The sequence below is a fragment of the Sphingomonas sp. H160509 genome, assembly GCF_024124765.2.
Classification (GTDB): domain Bacteria; phylum Pseudomonadota; class Alphaproteobacteria; order Sphingomonadales; family Sphingomonadaceae; genus Sphingomonas.
Window position 1 is genome coordinate 119,895 of sequence record NZ_JAMXSR020000001.1, and the last position, 17,342, is coordinate 137,236.

General features: G+C 57.7%; 23 protein-coding genes and 1 pseudogene. 9 read left to right on the forward strand and 15 right to left on the reverse strand.

The genetic code is table 11. The features are described 5' to 3' along the window. Nucleotides 1–99 precede the first annotated feature (99 nt). A complete protein-coding gene (locus tag NHF48_RS00650; protein ID WP_253069924.1) occupies nt 100–294 on the forward strand; it encodes a hypothetical protein in 195 nt (64 codons plus the stop codon). 14 nt (nt 295–308) lie between these two features. Here the strand turns inward: NHF48_RS00650 and NHF48_RS00655 are convergent, their stop codons facing one another. Beyond that, entirely contained in the window at nt 309–797 is a 489-nt protein-coding gene (locus tag NHF48_RS00655) for a hypothetical protein (RefSeq protein ID WP_253069925.1), read from the reverse strand. 138 nt (nt 798–935) lie between these two features. Between NHF48_RS00655 and NHF48_RS00660 the strand changes: the two genes are divergently transcribed. Together NHF48_RS00660 and NHF48_RS00665 are read left to right on the forward strand one after the other, a co-directional pair. After that, nucleotides 936–1,184, forward strand: coding sequence for a type II toxin-antitoxin system Phd/YefM family antitoxin (locus NHF48_RS00660; RefSeq protein ID WP_253069926.1), 249 nt, complete (start codon nt 936–938; stop codon nt 1,182–1,184). Next, a complete protein-coding gene (locus tag NHF48_RS00665; protein WP_253069927.1) occupies nt 1,184–1,609 on the forward strand; it encodes a type II toxin-antitoxin system VapC family toxin in 426 nt (141 codons plus the stop codon). The genes NHF48_RS00660 and NHF48_RS00665 overlap by 1 nt, the downstream gene beginning before the upstream one ends. A 40-nt stretch (nt 1,610–1,649) precedes the next feature. On the opposite strand, the gene NHF48_RS00670 is transcribed toward NHF48_RS00665, so the two are convergent. Then, nucleotides 1,650–1,862: a hypothetical protein gene (locus NHF48_RS00670; protein WP_093400793.1), complete on the reverse strand. Its 213-nt coding sequence runs from the start codon at nt 1,860–1,862 to the stop codon at nt 1,650–1,652. A 270-nt stretch (nt 1,863–2,132) separates the two neighbouring features. After that, on the reverse strand, nt 2,133–2,579 hold the full coding sequence (locus tag NHF48_RS00675) for a hypothetical protein (RefSeq protein ID WP_263816567.1): 447 nt from the start codon (nt 2,577–2,579) through the stop codon (nt 2,133–2,135). Between the two features lie 1,114 nt (nt 2,580–3,693). On the opposite strand from NHF48_RS00675, the gene NHF48_RS00680 reads away from it, so the two are divergent. The 3 genes from NHF48_RS00680 to NHF48_RS00690 all read left to right on the forward strand — a co-directional run bounded on the left by NHF48_RS00680 (nt 3,694) and on the right by NHF48_RS00690 (nt 6,472). Further along, complete coding sequence (locus tag NHF48_RS00680) at nt 3,694–4,140, forward strand: DUF736 domain-containing protein (protein WP_253069929.1); 447 nt, start codon at nt 3,694–3,696, stop codon at nt 4,138–4,140. A gap of 318 nt (nt 4,141–4,458) precedes the next feature. Further along, nucleotides 4,459–5,307: a DUF2493 domain-containing protein gene (locus tag NHF48_RS00685; RefSeq protein WP_253069930.1), complete on the forward strand. Its 849-nt coding sequence runs from the start codon at nt 4,459–4,461 to the stop codon at nt 5,305–5,307. 583 nt (nt 5,308–5,890) lie between these two features. Next, a complete protein-coding gene (locus NHF48_RS00690; RefSeq protein ID WP_253069931.1) occupies nt 5,891–6,472 on the forward strand; it encodes a hypothetical protein in 582 nt (193 codons plus the stop codon). A 175-nt stretch (nt 6,473–6,647) separates the two neighbouring features. Here NHF48_RS00690 and NHF48_RS00695 read toward each other — a convergent pair whose 3' ends face one another. After that, the gene (locus NHF48_RS00695) at nt 6,648–6,872 is read right to left on the reverse strand and encodes a hypothetical protein (RefSeq protein ID WP_093400787.1); all 225 of its coding nucleotides are present in this window, start codon (nt 6,870–6,872) and stop codon (nt 6,648–6,650) included. Nucleotides 6,873–7,184: 312 nt separating this feature from the next. Between NHF48_RS00695 and NHF48_RS00700 the strand changes: the two genes are divergently transcribed. The 3 genes from NHF48_RS00700 (at nt 7,185) to NHF48_RS00710 (ending at nt 9,692) form a co-directional block, all read left to right on the forward strand. After that, nucleotides 7,185–7,976 carry an integrase arm-type DNA-binding domain-containing protein gene (locus NHF48_RS00700; protein ID WP_253069932.1) on the forward strand — a complete coding sequence of 264 codons (792 nt, stop codon included), beginning with the start codon at nt 7,185–7,187 and terminating at the stop codon, nt 7,974–7,976. Continuing rightward, nucleotides 7,876–8,505, forward strand: coding sequence for a tyrosine-type recombinase/integrase (locus tag NHF48_RS00705; RefSeq protein WP_253069933.1), 630 nt, complete (start codon nt 7,876–7,878; stop codon nt 8,503–8,505). The genes NHF48_RS00700 and NHF48_RS00705 overlap by 101 nt, the downstream gene beginning before the upstream one ends. Before the next feature lie 254 nt (nt 8,506–8,759). Beyond that, entirely contained in the window at nt 8,760–9,692 is a 933-nt protein-coding gene (locus tag NHF48_RS00710) for a tyrosine-type recombinase/integrase (protein WP_253069934.1), read from the forward strand. A gap of 111 nt (nt 9,693–9,803) precedes the next feature. Here NHF48_RS00710 and NHF48_RS00715 read toward each other — a convergent pair whose 3' ends face one another. From NHF48_RS00715 to NHF48_RS25640, 11 genes and pseudogenes are all read right to left on the reverse strand, one after another. Continuing rightward, the gene (locus tag NHF48_RS00715) at nt 9,804–10,079 is read right to left on the reverse strand and encodes a DUF488 family protein, N3 subclade (RefSeq protein WP_446741100.1); all 276 of its coding nucleotides are present in this window, start codon (nt 10,077–10,079) and stop codon (nt 9,804–9,806) included. After that, nucleotides 10,012–10,206: a DUF488 family protein gene (locus NHF48_RS00720; protein WP_342454539.1), complete on the reverse strand. Its 195-nt coding sequence runs from the start codon at nt 10,204–10,206 to the stop codon at nt 10,012–10,014. The genes NHF48_RS00715 and NHF48_RS00720 overlap by 68 nt, the downstream gene beginning before the upstream one ends. 59 nt (nt 10,207–10,265) lie before the next feature. Next, nucleotides 10,266–10,874, reverse strand: coding sequence for a DUF488 domain-containing protein (locus NHF48_RS00725; protein ID WP_253069935.1), 609 nt, complete (start codon nt 10,872–10,874; stop codon nt 10,266–10,268). 13 nt (nt 10,875–10,887) lie between these two features. Next, on the reverse strand, nt 10,888–11,574 hold the full coding sequence (locus tag NHF48_RS00730) for a dual OB domain-containing protein (RefSeq protein ID WP_446741094.1): 687 nt from the start codon (nt 11,572–11,574) through the stop codon (nt 10,888–10,890). 52 nt (nt 11,575–11,626) lie between these two features. Further along, the gene (locus NHF48_RS00735) at nt 11,627–12,067 is read right to left on the reverse strand and encodes a hypothetical protein (protein WP_253069937.1); all 441 of its coding nucleotides are present in this window, start codon (nt 12,065–12,067) and stop codon (nt 11,627–11,629) included. Further along, nucleotides 12,064–13,251, reverse strand: coding sequence for a hypothetical protein (locus NHF48_RS00740; protein ID WP_253069938.1), 1,188 nt, complete (start codon nt 13,249–13,251; stop codon nt 12,064–12,066). Before NHF48_RS00740 ends, NHF48_RS00735 begins: the two co-directional genes overlap by 4 nt. Next, entirely contained in the window at nt 13,232–13,966 is a 735-nt protein-coding gene (locus NHF48_RS00745) for a DEAD/DEAH box helicase family protein (protein ID WP_253069939.1), read from the reverse strand. The genes NHF48_RS00740 and NHF48_RS00745 overlap by 20 nt, the downstream gene beginning before the upstream one ends. Continuing rightward, complete coding sequence (locus NHF48_RS00750; protein WP_253069940.1) at nt 13,963–14,721, reverse strand: hypothetical protein; 759 nt, start codon at nt 14,719–14,721, stop codon at nt 13,963–13,965. Before NHF48_RS00750 ends, NHF48_RS00745 begins: the two co-directional genes overlap by 4 nt. A gap of 90 nt (nt 14,722–14,811) precedes the next feature. After that, nucleotides 14,812–15,993 (reverse strand): DNA methyltransferase, encoded by a 1,182-nt coding sequence (locus NHF48_RS00755; RefSeq protein ID WP_253069941.1) that lies wholly within the window; start codon nt 15,991–15,993, stop codon nt 14,812–14,814. Continuing rightward, entirely contained in the window at nt 15,990–16,736 is a 747-nt protein-coding gene (locus NHF48_RS00760) for a DNA cytosine methyltransferase (RefSeq protein ID WP_253069942.1), read from the reverse strand. The genes NHF48_RS00755 and NHF48_RS00760 overlap by 4 nt, the downstream gene beginning before the upstream one ends. Beyond that, nucleotides 16,737–17,294 (reverse strand): annotated as a pseudogene (locus NHF48_RS25640) (MerR family DNA-binding transcriptional regulator); the annotation flags it as partial. It abuts the gene before it with no gap. Between the last annotated feature and the right edge of the window lie 48 nt (nt 17,295–17,342).

Here is a 17,342-nt window from a genome sequence, read left to right on the forward strand (position 1 = left end):
ATACGGTTCCTCATCAATTTTCCATGAACGGGCCTTTCGGCCGTTCCACCCGCCATACGGCACATCACCCGAAGGATTTCACCCCGAAGGGACATCTCCATGACCGTCATTGCACTTTCAGCCCGACGCGGTTCACTGAGTTCACTCGAGAACGCCTACGCCGTGGCTATTCAGCTTCGTGAGAGCACCGGCATCGACCAGTTTGTGGTCCGCACCGACAATCCCATTCAGCCTTTCCGTGTCTCCCGGTGCCGGCCACATCATCCGGAGAGTCTTCTCGCCCTGGTCGCCTGACCGGGCGACTATTGTCAGCCCTCGGTCGTCACTTTGGCCATGATCTGCGCGGCCGTCAGGCTCTCGCACAGCTGGGCGTTCGTGGCGTAAATTACCGCAAGCTTCTGCTCGCGCATCACCATGCACATCCGACCACGACGGTACGTCAGGCTCTGCAACCAGGCGAGTTCTGTAATCGCCTGCTCGATAGGCGTGTCGTACAGCAGATACCAAAGCCGCATCTGGAACGGGCTCTTGTCGCGCAGGATCTCTTCGAGATCCTTGTGCCCCTCGCCACGGCCCATGCCGTTGCTCGTATCGTTCGCCAGAGCGGCGAACGCTTCCTGCATCTCCGTGATCGCGAAATAGGCGACGTCGAGGCCGATCCCGATCGTGGCGCCTGCCAGCACCCGCCGATCGGTCGATATTTCGGGGTCGCCGTTCTCGTTGGTGCTGCTGTTGTTCAGCACGTCATATAGCGGGAGGTCATAGTCGTACCCCCTCATCATATCCTGTACTTTCATCATATCCTCCTTCGGGTGAGGCCTCGGATTTGGCGGGATCGTCTTACGATCGAGCAATACCCGGTCGCGTGACGAACATTGACAATTCCGCTGCCTACGGCAATGTCTGTACGTCACGACAAATAAGGTCAAGCCGCCATGCAAACTTTTTCCAGTCGCGACTTCAATCGCGAACCAGGTCGCATCAAGCGGGCCGCGATTGAGGGCGCAGTCATCATCACCGAACGCGGCCGACCGATCATGGCGGTCATGCCCTTTGCCGAGTACGAGCGGCTGAAAGCGCCTCCCGGCAACATCCTCGACGCCCTCGACATGGACGAGATCGGAGACATCGAGGTCGATTTCAGCCGGGCAGCATCGTTCCCACGTCCGGCGGTCTTCGATTGATGTACTTGCTCGATACAAATGCCCTGTCGGAGCTGCGCAAGCGGCGCAGCGGGAAGATAAGCCCAGCCGTCGAAGCGTGGGCCGGTAGCGTCGATCAGGCGGACATGTACCTTTCGGTCATCACGATCATGGAGATCGAGCTAGGGATCGCACTGCTCGAACGGCGCGATGCGCGGCAAGCCGGCGTGTTGCGGCTTTGGCTACACGACAAGGTCATGCCCGCCTTTGCCGGGCGCATACTCCCCGTCGACACAACGATCGCGCTGCGCTGTGCGCGGCTACACGTTCCGGACACCAAGAGCGAACGCGACGCCTGGATCGCAGCGACTGGCCTCGTACACGACCTGACGATCGTCACCCGAAATGTCGTCGACTTCGCAGGTACAGAGGTTACGCTTTTGGATCCGTGGACCTACCCTCAGTAACGTTCAAGAATGCGGCCTGAGCCGCGTAGGACGGCGTGGTTCAGACGTCGTCGCTCTCGACCGGCGTCGTCACGCCACGCGCTACGAGCGCGGCAGTCAACTGACGCCTGATGCTCATGCCGTTCAGGTGGCTAAACACGCCCTCATAACCCTCGGCAGTAAGGCGTTCTCGAATGTCCGAAACCGAGCGACAGGCGCCTTCCCTCGCCAACTGGAATGCCCGCTCAACCGTGCCGATGCGCGTGTCGCTCAATGTTCCCCCGGATAGCCGTGCGATCGCGCGTGATGCGGTTGTCGGCTTTCGCCGGTTAACGACCAAAGTTTATGCGGTTCAAGCATGTTCGCGGTTGCAATGCGATCTTCGCAGATGCAGCATGGCGACGCCTTTCAGGCATCCTCTCCTAAAAACTATCCGGGCCAGCTTACTCTGGCCCTTTTTTTGTCTGCCAAACGCCACCCGGTGCGCCTTACGATATCTTTGGCACCGCCTTGGTCTGAAGGGATCCAACCCAGCTTGATGTCGCTATCGATGCTTGAGCCGTGCAGCCAACACCCTCGTCTCACGCGCGATCTGCTCTTCCATCATTGGCCAAATATCCCGCGCCGCGGCGCAATAACCTGACCAGTCCGCCTCGATCGACGTCGACGTCCATTGGGCAATATGCGCGCGCGAAAACATCCGCTTGGTTGCGGTCGCAAAGAGTAACTCGGACAGCTCCGTCCTAAAGCCATCGTCGGCATCTTTTAGCAGAGTTGGAACGATCACCTCGCTGACGTACCTAGACCGCGACAGGCTGGACGCCGTCAACTGTTCACGGGCGTTCGCCAGCTCACGACTGTTCGGGTTTTCCTCGCCGCAATGCCGTCTGATTTCGCGAAGGCCAGCCATGATGTCTCGATGATGCCCTTCCAATGTGCCGAGCATCGCTTCCGGATTCATTTTTGTAACCCTCCCCTGCCGGACGATCATACATCGCGAGGCATCTGCTTTCGTGTTTTCGGCCAGCGTCGCTGTGACGTTCGCCCTTTTCGATAGGCCACTCTAAAGACTTGATTGATGGGCTCAAGCCAAGCTTTTCCCCTACGGAAATGCGGTGCCTGCCTAGCGTTCGCGTTGCCTCGAGCGTGCTTTATGACCGTCGTTTAACGAAGCCTTCCGCCGTCGATGGACTATCTGTTCGGTCGCATCGTGCAGAGATTGGTGTGAAAACGAAAGCGCTCCGGTGGCATGATCGGGAGCGATCTAGACGAGGGGTAGCCGGACGGAATCTTCGAAGATTTCAAGCAAGAACAGGCAGGGGTTGGGACATCCCGCCCAAGAGGGCGGGACCGTTCAATAGTCGGCAAGAGCCTCCCGGAGCCCCGCGAAGAGCGGGTCTCCGCCCTTCGGGTACAATCACTTGTCGGGCTCCCGGAACGCGCTGAGAGGGCTCGCGCGCCAGGTCCGCGGACGGCATGGGGCGGGGTGCGGATCCACCCTGACGTCACGCCCAGGACAGCGACCACCGCAGGCAGCCTTCGGCTGTGGAATCATGCGCTAGGCGCATGATGTGTGCTTTGTGGGCCTGTGTTCTCATCGCACCCTTCGCCGTCTCTCAGTGTCTCTGCGTGCCAGACCCGTCCGACGGGGTCGGCGTCAAAGGAGAATTGTCCGCAAGCGGACAATGCTTTTGTTTGATCTGAAGACGCCTCAACAAGAATACCGGGCCTAAAGGCCCTACGGTTTCCACCGCTAAAGCGGCGGAGCCTCCGTCATTCGTGTTGACCCCGCCAGCCGTGCCCGCCTCTTGAGCCCCTGCGAGGACGGCTCCGGGTGCGATGAAAACAAAGGCCGGGCCTTGCCCATCAGCACGGTAGAAACAGAATTGCTCGCTACCGCGATCAATGCGTCTTTGATTTGTTATTTACGCCCCCTAGTCGGGGGCTTTTTTTATGCTCGGACTCACCGTGTACGATGATTGGGCGTCAAGTAATCAATCAGGTTGGTCAAATAGAGTGGAGGGGGTAAAAGAAGATGCCGGAGGGGAAAGGCCCCACGCACCGGCAAACAGGGGGATAGGCCCCCGAAACATGGAGCGAATACTATGAACATCGGTTCTTTCAAGTCGGTCGGCGGTCAGCTTATCGGTTCGGTCGCAACGGCAACCATCGACCTCGCTCGCCTTGGCCTCCGTCCCGTCGAGAGCACGAACGACAAGGCCCCCGCGTTCGAAATCATGGTTTTGAACGTCGCGAAGCGTTGGGTGCAGATCGGCGCGCTTTGGGAAATGACCAGCAACAGCAGCGGCGAAGTTTTCTATCAGGGCAAGCTGGACGACCCCAGCATCAGCGAACCCCTCCAGATCATGCTTTTCGGCAATAACGAAGAGGGTTTCCGCGTCGTCTGGAACCGCCCGACCACGCGCCGCGAAAATCTGGACGGCACCCGCCAGAACCGCCGCAAGGCATCGGATGACGGTTTCGGCACCGGCAACGCCACCGACAACGGCCAGCTTTCCGAGCCGCTGAACGACGAAATCCCCGCGTTCTAAGACCACCAAGACGGGCGGGGAGAGCGCTCTAACGCTCCCCGACCCTAGCCGCCTACCCTGCCAACGGAGTCAGACCAATGACGAAGAAAACGACCTCCCCGCGCCTTACCAGCTTTGCCGACTTGGGCGAAGCCATGAACGACACCAACGCCACCCCCGCGACCGGCAGCGCGTCCGACGACGCGGCCGACCCCCGCACGGCAGAGATTGCCGAGAGCATGCGCCGACGCAGCGGCGACGACCAATTTTCAGGAAGCGTTCGGCGACGTTGGCGCGCTTTCCATTGTCGAGCTTGGCGCAGACCGCGCCGAACTCGACATGCCCGAGCCGATCGAGGCGCAGCACGATTGCGCGTCGATCATGGCAACGCTTTTCGACCTGTTCCGCGATACCCGCCTAGAGGCGAGCGCACAGGCAATTGCATGGGGGTTCGTCAATTCGTTTCACTACGAAGCGCAGAAGCTGGAACGCGAGGAAGACACGCTTTGCCGCGACCTTGGCGAGATGACGCGCCGTTATGATCCGTCCGAGATTTACGCGGTCGAAATGGAGGAATTGCAACTTCGCGCGCAGACCAAGACCGAGCAGCGCGCCGCCATCGAATGCATGCGCGACTATGCAGCCGATTGCTATCGTGCACAGTCCGGCCACCCGTGGTCCCCCGCGCGCGGATCGAAGGTTTCCAGCGGAGGCACCGCAAGCCAGATTGCCGCCCTCGATTTCTTGAAGGCCCGCGCGCAGGACCACCGCGAAAAGCGTAATCCCACCGGCCCGCTTGTCGTCTTTTCGGGCGGTCAGGAGTGGCACGACTTCAAACAGCTTTGGGACCGCCTCGACCAGATTAAAGCCCGTATCCCGCACATGACGCTTTGCACCACAGCGCAGCGTAAAGGGTGCGACATGATCGCCGCAGCATGGGCCGCAAGCCGTGGCGTTACCGTGGTTGCCTTCACACCGCAGACGGGCCGCTATGGCAACCGGGCCGGGTTCGTTCGCAACGAGCAGCTTGTAAAACTCGCACCCGTCGAAGCCATCGTTTGCCAAGGTTCCGGCCTGCAATCGAATCTCTTGCAGACCTTGAAGGACGCCCGCGTCCCTACCCACGCCTTCCGTATCGACGGACAGGCACCGGCACCGACCGCAACCAAGCGGCAGGCAATCGGCTAACCCTATCCGGGCGGCGCAGCCGAGAGCGCGCCGCCCCTCACCTTTCCTTGGCAGGAAACACTAGGCCAGCGGCGGGCGAAATCCCCGCGCTGGCCCCTTTTGTCAGCGTTGCTGTGGGGGGAACCCTACGGTTCCCCCACGCCAGGCGACCGGCCGCGCGACATCCTTGGCACGGCCCGGTCGGGCCGCACCTGGACGCCGCGCAGCCGGTCGCCTTCCCCCTCCGGTAATGCGCTGCCGCAGCTTTGGAAACATCGCGAACAAGCTGCCCGACCGTCCGGTTTGAGGCTGGCGCGGGACCCGGCTCGCTCGCATCGGTCAGGCCCTTCGGCCTGCCCTTCGCTACGCCTCGGCCGGGGAAGCGCCAGTGCGGGCATCGAGCCCGCCCCGGCGCTGCTGACGCGGTTTTCCAACGTCTGACAGTCATACCCTGCACCGCTCGCTCGCCTGCGCGCAGCGGCCTTTTGGCCGTGCGCTGACTACGCGTCGCGGCATCGACCGTGATGTTCGATCTCAGGCGTCGCGAAACCTCTCCAGAGAGGAGGAAGGGGAGGGATTTGCGGTTTCAACGAAGGAGGTCACCATGACCATTACGTTCCGCGTCGAAGACGGCCGCGCCATCCTCGCGCCAATGGCGGCAATCATCACTCCCGACCAGCTCGCATCGCTACGCGATCTGCTTACCGAACAATCGCTCCGGTTAGGTTTTGCCATGTTGCTCCCGGTCTACGGCGTCACCGGCGATTCGTGGTTTGAGTTCGACGCCCGCGTCTGCCATCTGTCGCTCGCGGTCGTCTCAAAATGCTTCGATCACGACCCTTCCGTCATCGCGATTTTGGACGAGGCTCAGTTCCTCGGTCGACGCGTCCGGGTGGCGCAGACTGAACCCACTGGCGATATTACGATACGCCTGTCTCTGAACCCGGATGCGGCCCCAGAAATAGCTCTCGCAAACCCCCAAGCGCTGGCGCTGTTAGACGGCCTTGGGATCGACCGCATGGTCGCCGGGATGGTGCCGATGACGGAGCTTCGCCGGAGGCTGACGGATCCCCGCATCAGGCGTCGCCTCGATTCCGATCCGGACATGGCCGAGAGCATCGAAACGCTGGGGACGATGGCGGCACTCAAACCGATCGAAGGGGAGTACCTGCTGGCGTGGATCTGATCGGTCCGCGTCTATCTAAAACGACCGCAAGGGACGCCCAGCCTACCGGCTGGCGCGTCCCTTTTTTTGCCTGATGCCGCCAAGCCGGCGAGGCCCCTCCCCTTCCGAAAGAGAATGGCCGCACGAGGTAGCAAACCCGTGCGGCCATTAGTGTGGGCCTCGGTCTCGAACCGTCTCAGGCTTTCGCCGTGAGCCGCTTCTCGACCTCGTCCACGCCCAGCGTCTTCACCGCCTCCATCAACCGCTCCAGTCGATCCAGCGGGAGCTTGAGCAACCCTACCTTCTCGACCGTCCCAATAGCCGTATCCCGAAGCTTCCTCAGATGCGCCTTTCGGCGATCTGCCAGCTTGCGTTCCTCGGCCTCGATCGCGGCCATTTCAGCGTCCAGTGACTTCGCCATAATACTTGCCTTTCGGTCAGGCTGATCGGGCTCTGAACGGGACCGGTATAGCCGTCGATTAGGCGAGGGAAAAGCGTCAACCAACGACCAGCTCGGCACACCAAGGAAAACCCCGTGACGATCATCACCGACCGACCCCAAGACAGCACCGCAGAACACCAGTTCGACCGTCGTTCCGCCTTGAAGGCGAACCTTTGCCCCACGGAAAACCGAAATCCCATCATATCGATACGAAGGACCGAGGCAATCAAATCGATACATGGGAATCGGGACTACAGTAGAGACACACCCTTGCATGCTATGCATGCGTAGATGAGAAACAGTATAGTAAATTCGATAGATTCGCGACCTAAAACGGGTTGCAGTTTGGGTGGGGAGGATTGCTATCTGGTCCCGCATATTAGGACCAAGATATACTCTGATAAGTCTGATGGGCACGTTTCGAGCGCTGAAGCTACTTCCCAAAGTCGCGGGAGCTATGCATATGCGAGTGCGTTTCTGGATGGGAACTACGCTCGCCGCAAGCATCCGACGAAACAAGCGGAATACACGATCTGGGATACCGAGCTGAAAGGCTTTGGGCTTCGCGTCCTGCCGAGCGGCAGCTGCTTCTGGACGGTTCGATCACGCCGGCGCGGCAAACATACCCGGGTAACGCTCGGTCGCCCCGATGAGGTCGCCGCGCTTCTGGCGCGGACTCAGGCTCGCCGACTGCTTGCCGAAGCGGCCGTAGACGGTCTTCCGAAGCAGAAGGCCGCCGTAGCTGCTATCACGCTAGAACACTTCGTCGAAATGTATTGGGACGACGTTGCACGGTACTGGAAGCCATCCACAGCCAAACGGAATTTTCAGGCTTGGCGTGTTCAGCTATCGCCCGCGTTCGGCTCCATGCGAGTTAGCGAAGTGCGGTCCGCCGATGTGCGGCTCTGGCGAGACGATTGCGCTGGCGAACATGAGGCGCAATACAATCGCGCTATTCCGGTTCTCGGTAGCCTGTTCAGATATGCAGAGGCGCTTAACCTGCGTCGCAAGGGGATCGAACCCCTGTCGAGGGCTCCCGCGATATCGCCGGGCGGCAAAGGAACGCTATCTTTCCTCGGTTGAATATAACCGCCTCGGCGCTGCGCTGCGCGCAGCAGCCGTTCGCTTCCCGGCGGAGGTCGCGATCGTGCGGCTACTTCTGTTCACCGGCGCCCGCATCAGCGAAATCCGGGATCTGCGTTGGGAATGGGTCCGCTCCCCTCACCTCTCGCTGCCGGACAGCAAGACGGGGCCTCGGACGATCTGGCTGAACAGCCAAGCGCTGGCGGTGCTGGCCGACATTCCTCGCCGCGAAGGATGCGCGCTCGTCTTCCCGAACAGCACCGGGACAAAACCGCTTACGATAGATCCGTGGTGGAGCGGCTTCCGTCGATCTTGCTCCATGCCTGATCTCAGGCTTCATGACCTGCGGCACAGTTTCGCGTCCACCGCGATCATGGACAACGTGCCGTTGGTAACCATCGGCAAGCTGCTCGGCCATGTCCTCCCAGAGACCACGGCCAAATACGCGCATCTGGCCGACGAGGTAATCGGAGATGCCGCACAGCGAATTTCCGGCTCGCTCGCTCAAGCTTTGGGGTTACGGCCATGAGCAGGATACCACTGCGAGCAATCATTGCGGAAGAACTCGCCGACATCGGTCAGCACGTTCGTTATAAGCTACCCACCTGCAAAGCTCGTAGTACGGTTTGGCTTGGCGAACGCGGGCTAGGTGTACGTCGCTATGCAAGCGGGCGCGAGGTGTACATCGTCCAAACGAGAATGGGCGGAAGGTGCCGCACTATCACCATCGCGCCGACCTCGGTCGTTACTGAACATCGGGCCGCAACGATCGCGCGCAGGGTCATGGCCCATGCCGAGGTGGGGCATGATCCGGCAGACGACAGGCTGCGGATACGGTCCGCGCCGATGTTTCGAGATTTTCTCGACGAATACTGGCAGCGCACGATGCCGCGTTGGAAAAAATCCTCTCGCCAAATGCACGCCAGTTATCGTCGCCTTTACCTCGAAGGGTCCTTCCCCGGCATATCGATCGACGAAATCGACGAGGAACATGTCGCGCGCTGGTTTGCAGCATTGAACAGCAACACCGGGCCAGGGGCGGCTAACCGTGTGCTGGCGATCCTCAATGCAATGCTGAACAAGGGCGAGGAATGGGGCTATCGCAGCGACGGGTCGAATCCTTGTCGGTCTGTCCGCCGGAATAAGTCGCGGAAAATCGAGCGCTTTTTAAGCAGCGCGGAGTTGCGGCGGTTGGGTGAGGTTCTTGAAGACGATCAGTCCGTCGAAGGAAGTCTGAGGTCGACGGTAGCAGCAGCAGTGACCTTGCTTTTGCTGACAGGGTGTAGAGCAAGTGAGGTGGCGGGGCTCCAGTGGCAGGACTTAAGAGGCTATCGCCTTAAACTGCGTGATAGCAAAACCGGACCCCGTACGGTTTGGCTGGGAGACGACGCACGAGCAGTGCTCGACGCCCTTTCCCGGCCTCGGAATATCCCCTGGGTGTTCTGGAACGCTGAGCGCCGTGCACCGCTGGTTAAACTGAGTAATTATTGGCCAAGCATCCGCGATCGAGCTGGTCTATCCGACGTTCGGCTTCATGATTTGCGCCATACGTTTGCCAGCCATGCTGCCATGAGCAATGAAACGTTGTCTATGATTGGGCGCCTTCTCGGACATCGTAGTCTAAGTGCCACGTCACGCTACGCTCATTTGGGGGACGAACATGTATCAGAAGCCGCACAGCAGATCGGGGCCGCCATGGAGCGGCTACTATTGTGACTACTGCCTTCTCAACGCCGTAGAGGAATATGTCGTCCTAACTATAGGTACCGCTTTGAAAAGATGCACTCTCATCGGCGAAATCACGTGCGCAGGTGGCATTCAAACGATTCAGAGATGACGAACTGTTAGTTCGTCTCCCCACTTTTCGTTTAAATACTCCACTACAAGCCTCCGATGACAATGATGAGGCGTATCCTCTGAGCACAGGAGGCAAGCTCCCTCAAACATCTTAGGCTTAAACTTTTCTTCTATTTTTCTAGTATGCATGAGATCAAGAAACTGACTTTCATAGACCTTCCAGTCACCCTTATCTTTTTTATAGGACTTGAGCATGCCGTCCGTAGGCGCAAGAAGTGGCTGATGAACATATCGAATATCGCCAATCTTTTTTTAGGAAATACGCCAAGTCTTCAGACTTTGCAAATCCTGCCAACTGTGAGGTATTGTGAAGGCGAACGTCTACAACTGTTTTGACTTTAGATACCAGTAGGCGCTCAAAAAAATCGTTCAGCGTTAGACTTCGTAAAACCGATGGTTGTTACGCTAGTTTTTGACATGTCTCTATGTCCTTTACTTTTTCAACAAATTTGGTGCGCGATTTTTTGCGTACGCAACCTTCCGTGATCTCGCACGGTACGCATCATTCAAAAGCTCAATACGAGGTGCAAACATGTCGGCGTGAGACTTATCTGCCATAGCTAAGAGCTCATTCTCAATCCATTCGTGCGACACAATCCGTTCCGCGGAAAGCACGTGAAAGACCTGGGCTTCCGCGTCCACCAGAGCACGGCTGACTAGAAGACATCGATGACAATCAAGCGGGTTTCTTTCTGAGCACATCATAGCAATATTGAATTTTGTTGCGCCCGCACAGAGCCGAGTTAGCCCTTTGGCAAATGCGGGATCGCGCGCCATCTTCTCGTAGTCGGCGACCCCGTCTGTAAAAAAATCATCCGATGCAGGACGCCCACCAAGCTCCTTGCCAAGAAAAACATACGCTATAGCGTCTTTGGACAAAGCAGCCTTAAGCGGCTCCCTATTGAAGTGAGGAAACGTACGCGAATACGGGGCACTTCGGACATCTGCTATCGCCGTAATTCCAACAGCTCTAAGGCGCTGCAGGAATTCCTCGTAGCTAAGCGTGGAGTGACCGACGCTCCAGATTCGTGTGGCAGTCATGACCTAACGGTACTCACTCATTTGGACGAATAATCGCGGCGATCAGCTTGTACGCAAACCCTTGCCACGGCTCGCCCAGACTGACGCACAGGAGCGCGCGCCCCACCGCATGCCGTCCGTCAGGGTGAGCAAGATACTGAGCCTCGTAGTGCGGGTCGGTGATCGAAAGCAGGAAGGGCGCATTCCTGAAGTTAAAATACCCCCTTACTCTCCGCTTTCCGTTCCCAAACGCCGCTCCCTCAACCGCCACGCGAACCTCTAAGTCGTTGACCTCGATCAAACGAAGAGAGCCGTCGGCGGGATCCGCCGCGTCTTCGGCCACACGATCATTTGTTCCGTTGTAACTTGACGAAAGATTGGCCCACAAGTGCCGGTTATCGACGGCAGCCCGAGCCTCGTCGTAGTTAGCGCGACGCTGCAAACGCCAATAATATTGGGCGTCGATGAGTTGATTCTCAACCTGGAATGCGTGTGGTTGAGGCGAAAGCATGGGTATGGTGACCACATCAAGGACACTACAGTCATTACCATCTTGATACCTACGGTCATCAACCGACACTTCATGGTTCGGCCGACTGCTAATAGGTCGAATCCAGTTACCTATTTGTCCGTTGACTATTTCTCTACCCGCAACGCATCTGCCGCTTGTCTTTCTTGAATTAGCCAAACAAAGTATTGTGCTTTCGTAGTTTGGCATCATCGCCCCCCTTATAGTGGCCCACCCCGGTTAAAAGGCAAATTGTTTGGAAGCGTCACATTCCTTTGAACGATAGGACAGCTTTGTCCAACATGCTCGCAAGTGTGTGAGAGCTTTCAACGTCTTGCCCAAGCACTTCATGGAAGTGCCACTCTGGATCGACCTTTGCTTCCGCTATTGCGCGCGCCCAAGCTTTCGCACCAGCTGCTTTAATCCGGGCTACGGAGCCTGGGCCGTTCCAAAGGTGTTCGCCCTTCACCTCTAAAACTGCAATGACTTGCCGGCCGTTGATCGTTTTCGAATATAAAAAGTCCGGCTCTAGAAAACCTGCCGGTGAAGGAATGCGAAGCCTGACTGGATCATTCCTAAGCCACCAAATCACACTGCTGTCGGCATCAAGAAGCTTGGCAGCGCAGTATTCTGGATTGGATTCGAAAGAAGCTGCCTCATACACGCACTTCGACCACCCCTTTATCGGAACGCGCACGAAGCTCATGTGAGCTTACTCACTTCCGTCTTATGGGGAAGCTCCTCGAACTCGGCCGGTACGGGAACCGTGACGGGTCCAAATTCGAGTGACATCGTTTCGCCTGAGGCTACGTAGGTTGAGTGAACCGCTCGATAGCGTGAGTTGATTGACTCCGCCACCCCGAGGGCCAGCTTCAAGGGATCGGTTGCGATTTGCTGTCCAGAAACTCCACCCAAGTCGGTTAGGACACCTGCGATAAGCCTCTTAACCGGCGCTCCATGCTTGACGGGATTCAAGTACTTAAGGCGGTCTAAGACGAGGCTTGTAGCCGCTCGCACTACGAGGTCGAAGTCACGCCGAACGGCAACGCCGTCCTGACTCCCATGCTCGCCGGTGCCAATGTCATACACCTCGACGAAGGAGCTGATTCCCCTAGTTACTTCAGCCGAGAAATCCAAAGGAGGTTCGCCAGGCACCCTTGTCACGTTGGGCACCTGCACTGTGACGGCGCGTGTAACAGCGATCAGTCTGGGCTCAGTTGTTCGAAGATGGTGCTCATCGCGATGTGCGATGCCGATGGTCGCAGCGCCTTCAACGCCGGCCCCGAACTCCTCGGTCGCCTGCGTGACAATAGTGCCGAAGTCCTCCTTGCCAAAGCAGAGGACGTCCAGCGTATCGACCTCGTCATCATCCACACGGCGTCCGATAGGAAGGCGCAGCCCTCGGCCGATTGTTTGTATGGCGTTGGAGAAGGTCGCCAGTGATCTTAAAGGCGCGACAACCCACACGTTGGTAACGTCCCAGCCCTCCGATAGCTGGAATACATTAACCACAACTTTTACAGTACTACCAGGTTGATCAACCGAAATTAGGCGCGATATCTCGCCCTCATTGGAGCTGGCCCGTGCTGTCTTTGAATGTGCTATAAGAACCTCATCGTCTGCGAACCCGCGGTGAGACTTAAGCCAGCTACCGACCCGGTCGGCATGAGCGATATCCCTTGCGGCCACAAGAACGACAGGGTGGACGTCAGGGAAGTCAGATCGCCTTTCCCGAAGTTCGTTAATGGCCTCTTGCTTGGCGCGCACACGATCGAGAGCGAAGTCAATTGTTTGATGATCCCACTCATCATCTGAGATATCGTCGGCCTTCTTCTCTACCCAAAGCTTGACGCCTTTTGTATACTTACCCTCACGCAGGCATGTCTTCAAATCGTATGAGTAGAGTACCTTGCTTTTTTGCGGCTTGAGGGACCGTGGCTGTAAAGCCGAGATGCAGCTTGGGCTTGAGCTGAGCGACCGCCTCACGCCAAGCGCCAAATTCTTGGTTAGCAATGTGATGAGCCTCATCAGACAGGACTACTAAGTCGTCAGCATCCATAAGATAGCTTCGTATCGATGGGCCGAAATCACCATCCATTCCTATCTTCGTGCCGATGAGCGTCTGCGGAGACAGTATGAAGACGTTTAACCGACTTTCATCCGGCGAGAAGCTGCTTACATCTGCCCGAAAGCAGATATTCGGCTCACTCATAATGGACTTGTCTAAGAACAAATACTTCGGAGAAAGCGGGTCGGTCTCTCTTTTAAACTTATCTAAAATTGCGTTGCGTGATGCAAGAATAAGAACATTCTTGGTCTGGTTCGACCGTGCCAGATAAACAATTATGGCACCCAGCAGACGGGTCTTTCCCACTCCAGTCGCAAGATCAAACATAAGGTCCGCGGGTACATCGTTGCTAAACCCCAAGTCGTACAGGCGGTCAGAAACGGACTGCGCATCCATAACTCGCAAGTCGTTCCCTAGCGCGAGCATCAGCTCGTGGAACTTCGTGAATGACTCGTGTTGAGGCCGCCGGAAGCTCGCCTTTGCAATTACGCTTTCGTAGGCGGTCAGGAATGCAAGCGAACGTAGAGAAATAGTCATATGGCCTCAGGGCGAAGGATATCGAAGGGGACACGGCGAAGAACAAGCTGCCCTTCAAAGTCGGCCTCTTCCAAGTCGTCGGTGCTTCGGAAATAAAATACTGTTAGTGGCCCTATATCCCCGTCTCGCACTTCGCTGGCGATCTTCGATGCAAACTCCGGTGTCAGAAACTCGGCCGGCCCGAGAAACCTGGCGCGGCCAGCACCGGCGATCGAAGTCGCATACATCGCTAGTGTTCCGTCGTCGAGATAACCCTCGGAACTTAGGATGGCTGCTGCAAGATCACTGTCGCTCATGGCAATTGCCTGTTCCGACAAGTCAGGCAGGTCATCGCCTTCGGAAAGTGTCGCAATGATCGGCCCCAGCTCAGCCATAACAAATCCGCGACCGCCGGCGTATGGGAGATACGAACCTTCTACAACCTTCGTAGACGGAAGCTGTTCTTCAAGGGCTTGATCCTTGCCGTCGACGCACGCTTTGAGCCGCGGCACCGCGCAGGAAGCTGCAACCTTACGATCATGGTCGGTCCCTCCCAGCAGAGTAACGAAACGACGGTCCGACTTTAAAGCCACAGCTGCCAAATCCGCAGCGGTCCCCAACGGCTCCAACACGAGGTCGCCGGGAGCCGTAAAGACCCGCTGAAGGCGATCGAGGAGGGGTTCAGGTTTGGACGTGGAGACCTCGTTCTCGATGAGGCCAAGAGCTTTAAGGGCCTTAAGGTGCTTCGTAGCGTCCTCGGTATATCCCGCTAACACCTCAGCCTTTCCGGTCTCCTCTCCCTTTGTCCGACCAAGCCAAATTGACTGCTGATTCTCGGTCTCAATGCCGCCCCGCGGCTCGTATTTTTAGGAGTCGGGATTGCGGTGGGTTGTCGACTGCCCAAGTGAACGGCATCCGCCTTGTAGGCCGCAATCAGCGTGTTCTTGGCAAAATCCCAATAACGTCCTGACCCCGGCCGGATCGGCTCGCCCTTGTAAGGGGTGCCTCTCCCGGGCGAAAAGCACGGCGCTGTATTCCTGGCCGACTACGCCGTTTGGTAGCTCTGTGGTCGCGACGGCTAACGCGCCTTTCGTGCTGAGCTCTTCAAAGATCCAAGGAATATCGGGCGCAGCTATCGGTGCGCCAGAGGTCGTTACTTCGATCGATAACTTTTTCCGTGCCGCTGCCCCATTTTGATCGGTAACTTCAATGGTGAAGACGTAAACACCTGGGATGGTAGGTTTGCCCCAAATTACCCCCGTGAACGGGGATACCCGCCAGAGGCCATCGGGCAGCGCTCCCGATATAAGCCGCCAACGATAAGGAGGCTGGAACGTATTAAAGTCTGAGTTTCCACGACGCGTTTTTGCCCCCTTGTGCTCAGCCTTCCATGCGCCTCTCGGATCGGAATCGGCGTTCCCATAGCCTTTCGGAGCACGCTTCAAGGCAACAGGGCCCAGTGCATCCTTGTCGCGAGCATAAAGATAAATCAGGTCGTGAGCGTCCGTGAACTCTTTCATTCCCGGCATGTTGCGAGCTGAGTAGGTTTTTTGCCAAATGATCGTGCCGACGCGCTTGTCCCTGAAGAGCTCGTCTAGGATCATGCGGGCGTAATGTGCCTCCTGCTCGCCGCAGTGGACTGCTACTACCCCTTGACGGGCTAGCAGTGCGCGGGCCTCAAGTAAGAAGGCACGTACGACAGCAAGCCACGTTGTCAGCCGTTTTGTCGAGGAGCTTTGGAAAGCGGTTTCAGCATCGTCCACATTGAGCCGCGGAAGGTCAAGATAGATGAGCTTGAAGGCCGGCCCCACAGCGCGTCGCAAAGCGCGCATCGCGTCATGGCGATCACCGGTGATCACTAACGAAACGTCATCTGACGAGTTCGTACCTATGCGCTCAGAAACTGAAAACCCACGCAGCTCACCCTTGTGAGTGAGCTGCCCGGTCGACCATTTACCATCGCTGGTTTGCGATACTCGGACGTTCAGTGACTTCCCGGGCCAGACGAGCTCAACGCGATCAGCATCGTCCATGGAAAGTTCGGTCATTCAGAGGTACCCCAATCAAATTGCTCCCCAACATTTTGCCCGAACCAAGCGCGCCAGCCGCCCGGATCGTCACGCTGGGAAAGCATTTCTCCCACCGTTTTCCAAGCGGGACGATGAGCGTCCGAGATTGTTGGATTTCTATGTGTTCGCCGTTCCCAGACCTTTTCAAAACAGCCATGTACCGCGGCCGCAGGCTGACCACGGAGCCCGACGATGAATACCCTCTCTCGAACTTGGGGAACGCCGAAGTCTGCTGCATTAAACTTTGCAGCAAGGACGCCGTAGCTTCCACTTCCGTCAGCATCTTTGAGGGCATTCATCAGACGATCGAAGTAGCGTTTATTCTGACCGGTCGTCAGGCCCGCCACGTTCTCGAAAACGAAAGCTTCAGGGCGCACCTCGGATATGAGCGTCGGCATCTCTCCGAGAATGTCCCGGTCGTCCTCGGAGCCACGCCTTAAGCCGCCCGATGACCATGGCTGGCAAGGCGGACCGCCGGATAGGATTCCTACCCGGTTTTTGAACCGGGTGAAGTCGGTGTACCGCAAATCTTGCGCTGAAATCTCGGCGTTCGAAAGTTCCGGTAAGCGTTCTAAAAATGGCACGCAGATAGGGTCAATATCAAGGCAGAGAAGGTGCTCGAAGCCCGCCTTGGTAACGCCGCGCGTGAGGCCGCCGATCCCGGCACAGATTTCTACGGCCGTACGGTTCTTCCACTCCCTTGCCTCAACGACGGCCGCCATTACGGCCTCTGCTAAAGGAGGCGGTACGGCGTTACCCAGGGCGCCTATCAGTTGACGATTTGAGAATGATAAACCCTCAACGACAGCTGGTTCAAAGCCTTGGAGGCAAGCCACTTCCTGCGGCGTGAACCGGCGATAGCGGGCGCAGTTTTGATCAAGGACGTGCGCTTCCTGCGGAAGCTTCCGCCAATCGCGTCGAACCGTGGACGAGGGCTTGTCCCAAAGTTGCGGTCGGTGCTTTGGATCAAGCGCGACCTCTGCGCGCCAATGCATGGCGGCAACGTCTGGACCCTCAGTTCGAGACGGCGGTTCAGGGGCCACCTTAGCTGAAGGAGGTCCGTTCAAGTCGAACGAATGCTGAAACACCGTCGGTGCTTGGAGGTCGCGCTTTACGGCATGCAGATCGGCCGCCCGGTAGATTCGGTACCCATTTATCGGGTGCCTTGCCGGTCGGAGCTTGCCTGCCTTGTCCCAGTTCCGCAGAGTCTTTTCCGAGACCCCGAGTAATTCAGCGGCGTCCCCGACTTTAAGCCAATCTCGTCCTGTAAGAGCCTTCATTCCCCGTGCATATCAACCTTGGAAAACCTTGGCAACAGCGGGTAGGCC

Coding starts and splice junctions, on each gene's coding strand:
- NHF48_RS00650 (WP_253069924.1), top strand. CDS start 100: ATGACCGTCATTGCACTTTCAGCCCGACGCGGTTCACTGAGTTCACTC.
- NHF48_RS00655 (WP_253069925.1), bottom strand. CDS start 797: ATGAAAGTACAGGATATGATGAGGGGGTACGACTATGACCTCCCGCTA.
- NHF48_RS00660 (WP_253069926.1), top strand. CDS start 936: ATGCAAACTTTTTCCAGTCGCGACTTCAATCGCGAACCAGGTCGCATC.
- NHF48_RS00665 (WP_253069927.1), top strand. CDS start 1,184: ATGTACTTGCTCGATACAAATGCCCTGTCGGAGCTGCGCAAGCGGCGC.
- NHF48_RS00675 (WP_263816567.1), bottom strand. CDS start 2,579: ATGATCGTCCGGCAGGGGAGGGTTACAAAAATGAATCCGGAAGCGATG.
- NHF48_RS00680 (WP_253069929.1), top strand. CDS start 3,694: ATGAACATCGGTTCTTTCAAGTCGGTCGGCGGTCAGCTTATCGGTTCG.
- NHF48_RS00685 (WP_253069930.1), top strand. CDS start 4,459: ATGCCCGAGCCGATCGAGGCGCAGCACGATTGCGCGTCGATCATGGCA.
- NHF48_RS00690 (WP_253069931.1), top strand. CDS start 5,891: ATGACCATTACGTTCCGCGTCGAAGACGGCCGCGCCATCCTCGCGCCA.
- NHF48_RS00695 (WP_093400787.1), bottom strand. CDS start 6,872: ATGGCGAAGTCACTGGACGCTGAAATGGCCGCGATCGAGGCCGAGGAA.
- NHF48_RS00700 (WP_253069932.1), top strand. CDS start 7,185: ATGAGAAACAGTATAGTAAATTCGATAGATTCGCGACCTAAAACGGGT.
- NHF48_RS00705 (WP_253069933.1), top strand. CDS start 7,876: ATGCAGAGGCGCTTAACCTGCGTCGCAAGGGGATCGAACCCCTGTCGA.
- NHF48_RS00710 (WP_253069934.1), top strand. CDS start 8,760: ATGGCCCATGCCGAGGTGGGGCATGATCCGGCAGACGACAGGCTGCGG.
- NHF48_RS00725 (WP_253069935.1), bottom strand. CDS start 10,874: ATGACTGCCACACGAATCTGGAGCGTCGGTCACTCCACGCTTAGCTAC.
- NHF48_RS00730 (WP_446741094.1), bottom strand. CDS start 11,574: ATGATGCCAAACTACGAAAGCACAATACTTTGTTTGGCTAATTCAAGA.
- NHF48_RS00735 (WP_253069937.1), bottom strand. CDS start 12,067: ATGAGCTTCGTGCGCGTTCCGATAAAGGGGTGGTCGAAGTGCGTGTAT.
- NHF48_RS00745 (WP_253069939.1), bottom strand. CDS start 13,966: ATGACTATTTCTCTACGTTCGCTTGCATTCCTGACCGCCTACGAAAGC.
- NHF48_RS00755 (WP_253069941.1), bottom strand. CDS start 15,993: ATGACCGAACTTTCCATGGACGATGCTGATCGCGTTGAGCTCGTCTGG.
- NHF48_RS00760 (WP_253069942.1), bottom strand. CDS start 16,736: ATGGCGGCCGTCGTTGAGGCAAGGGAGTGGAAGAACCGTACGGCCGTA.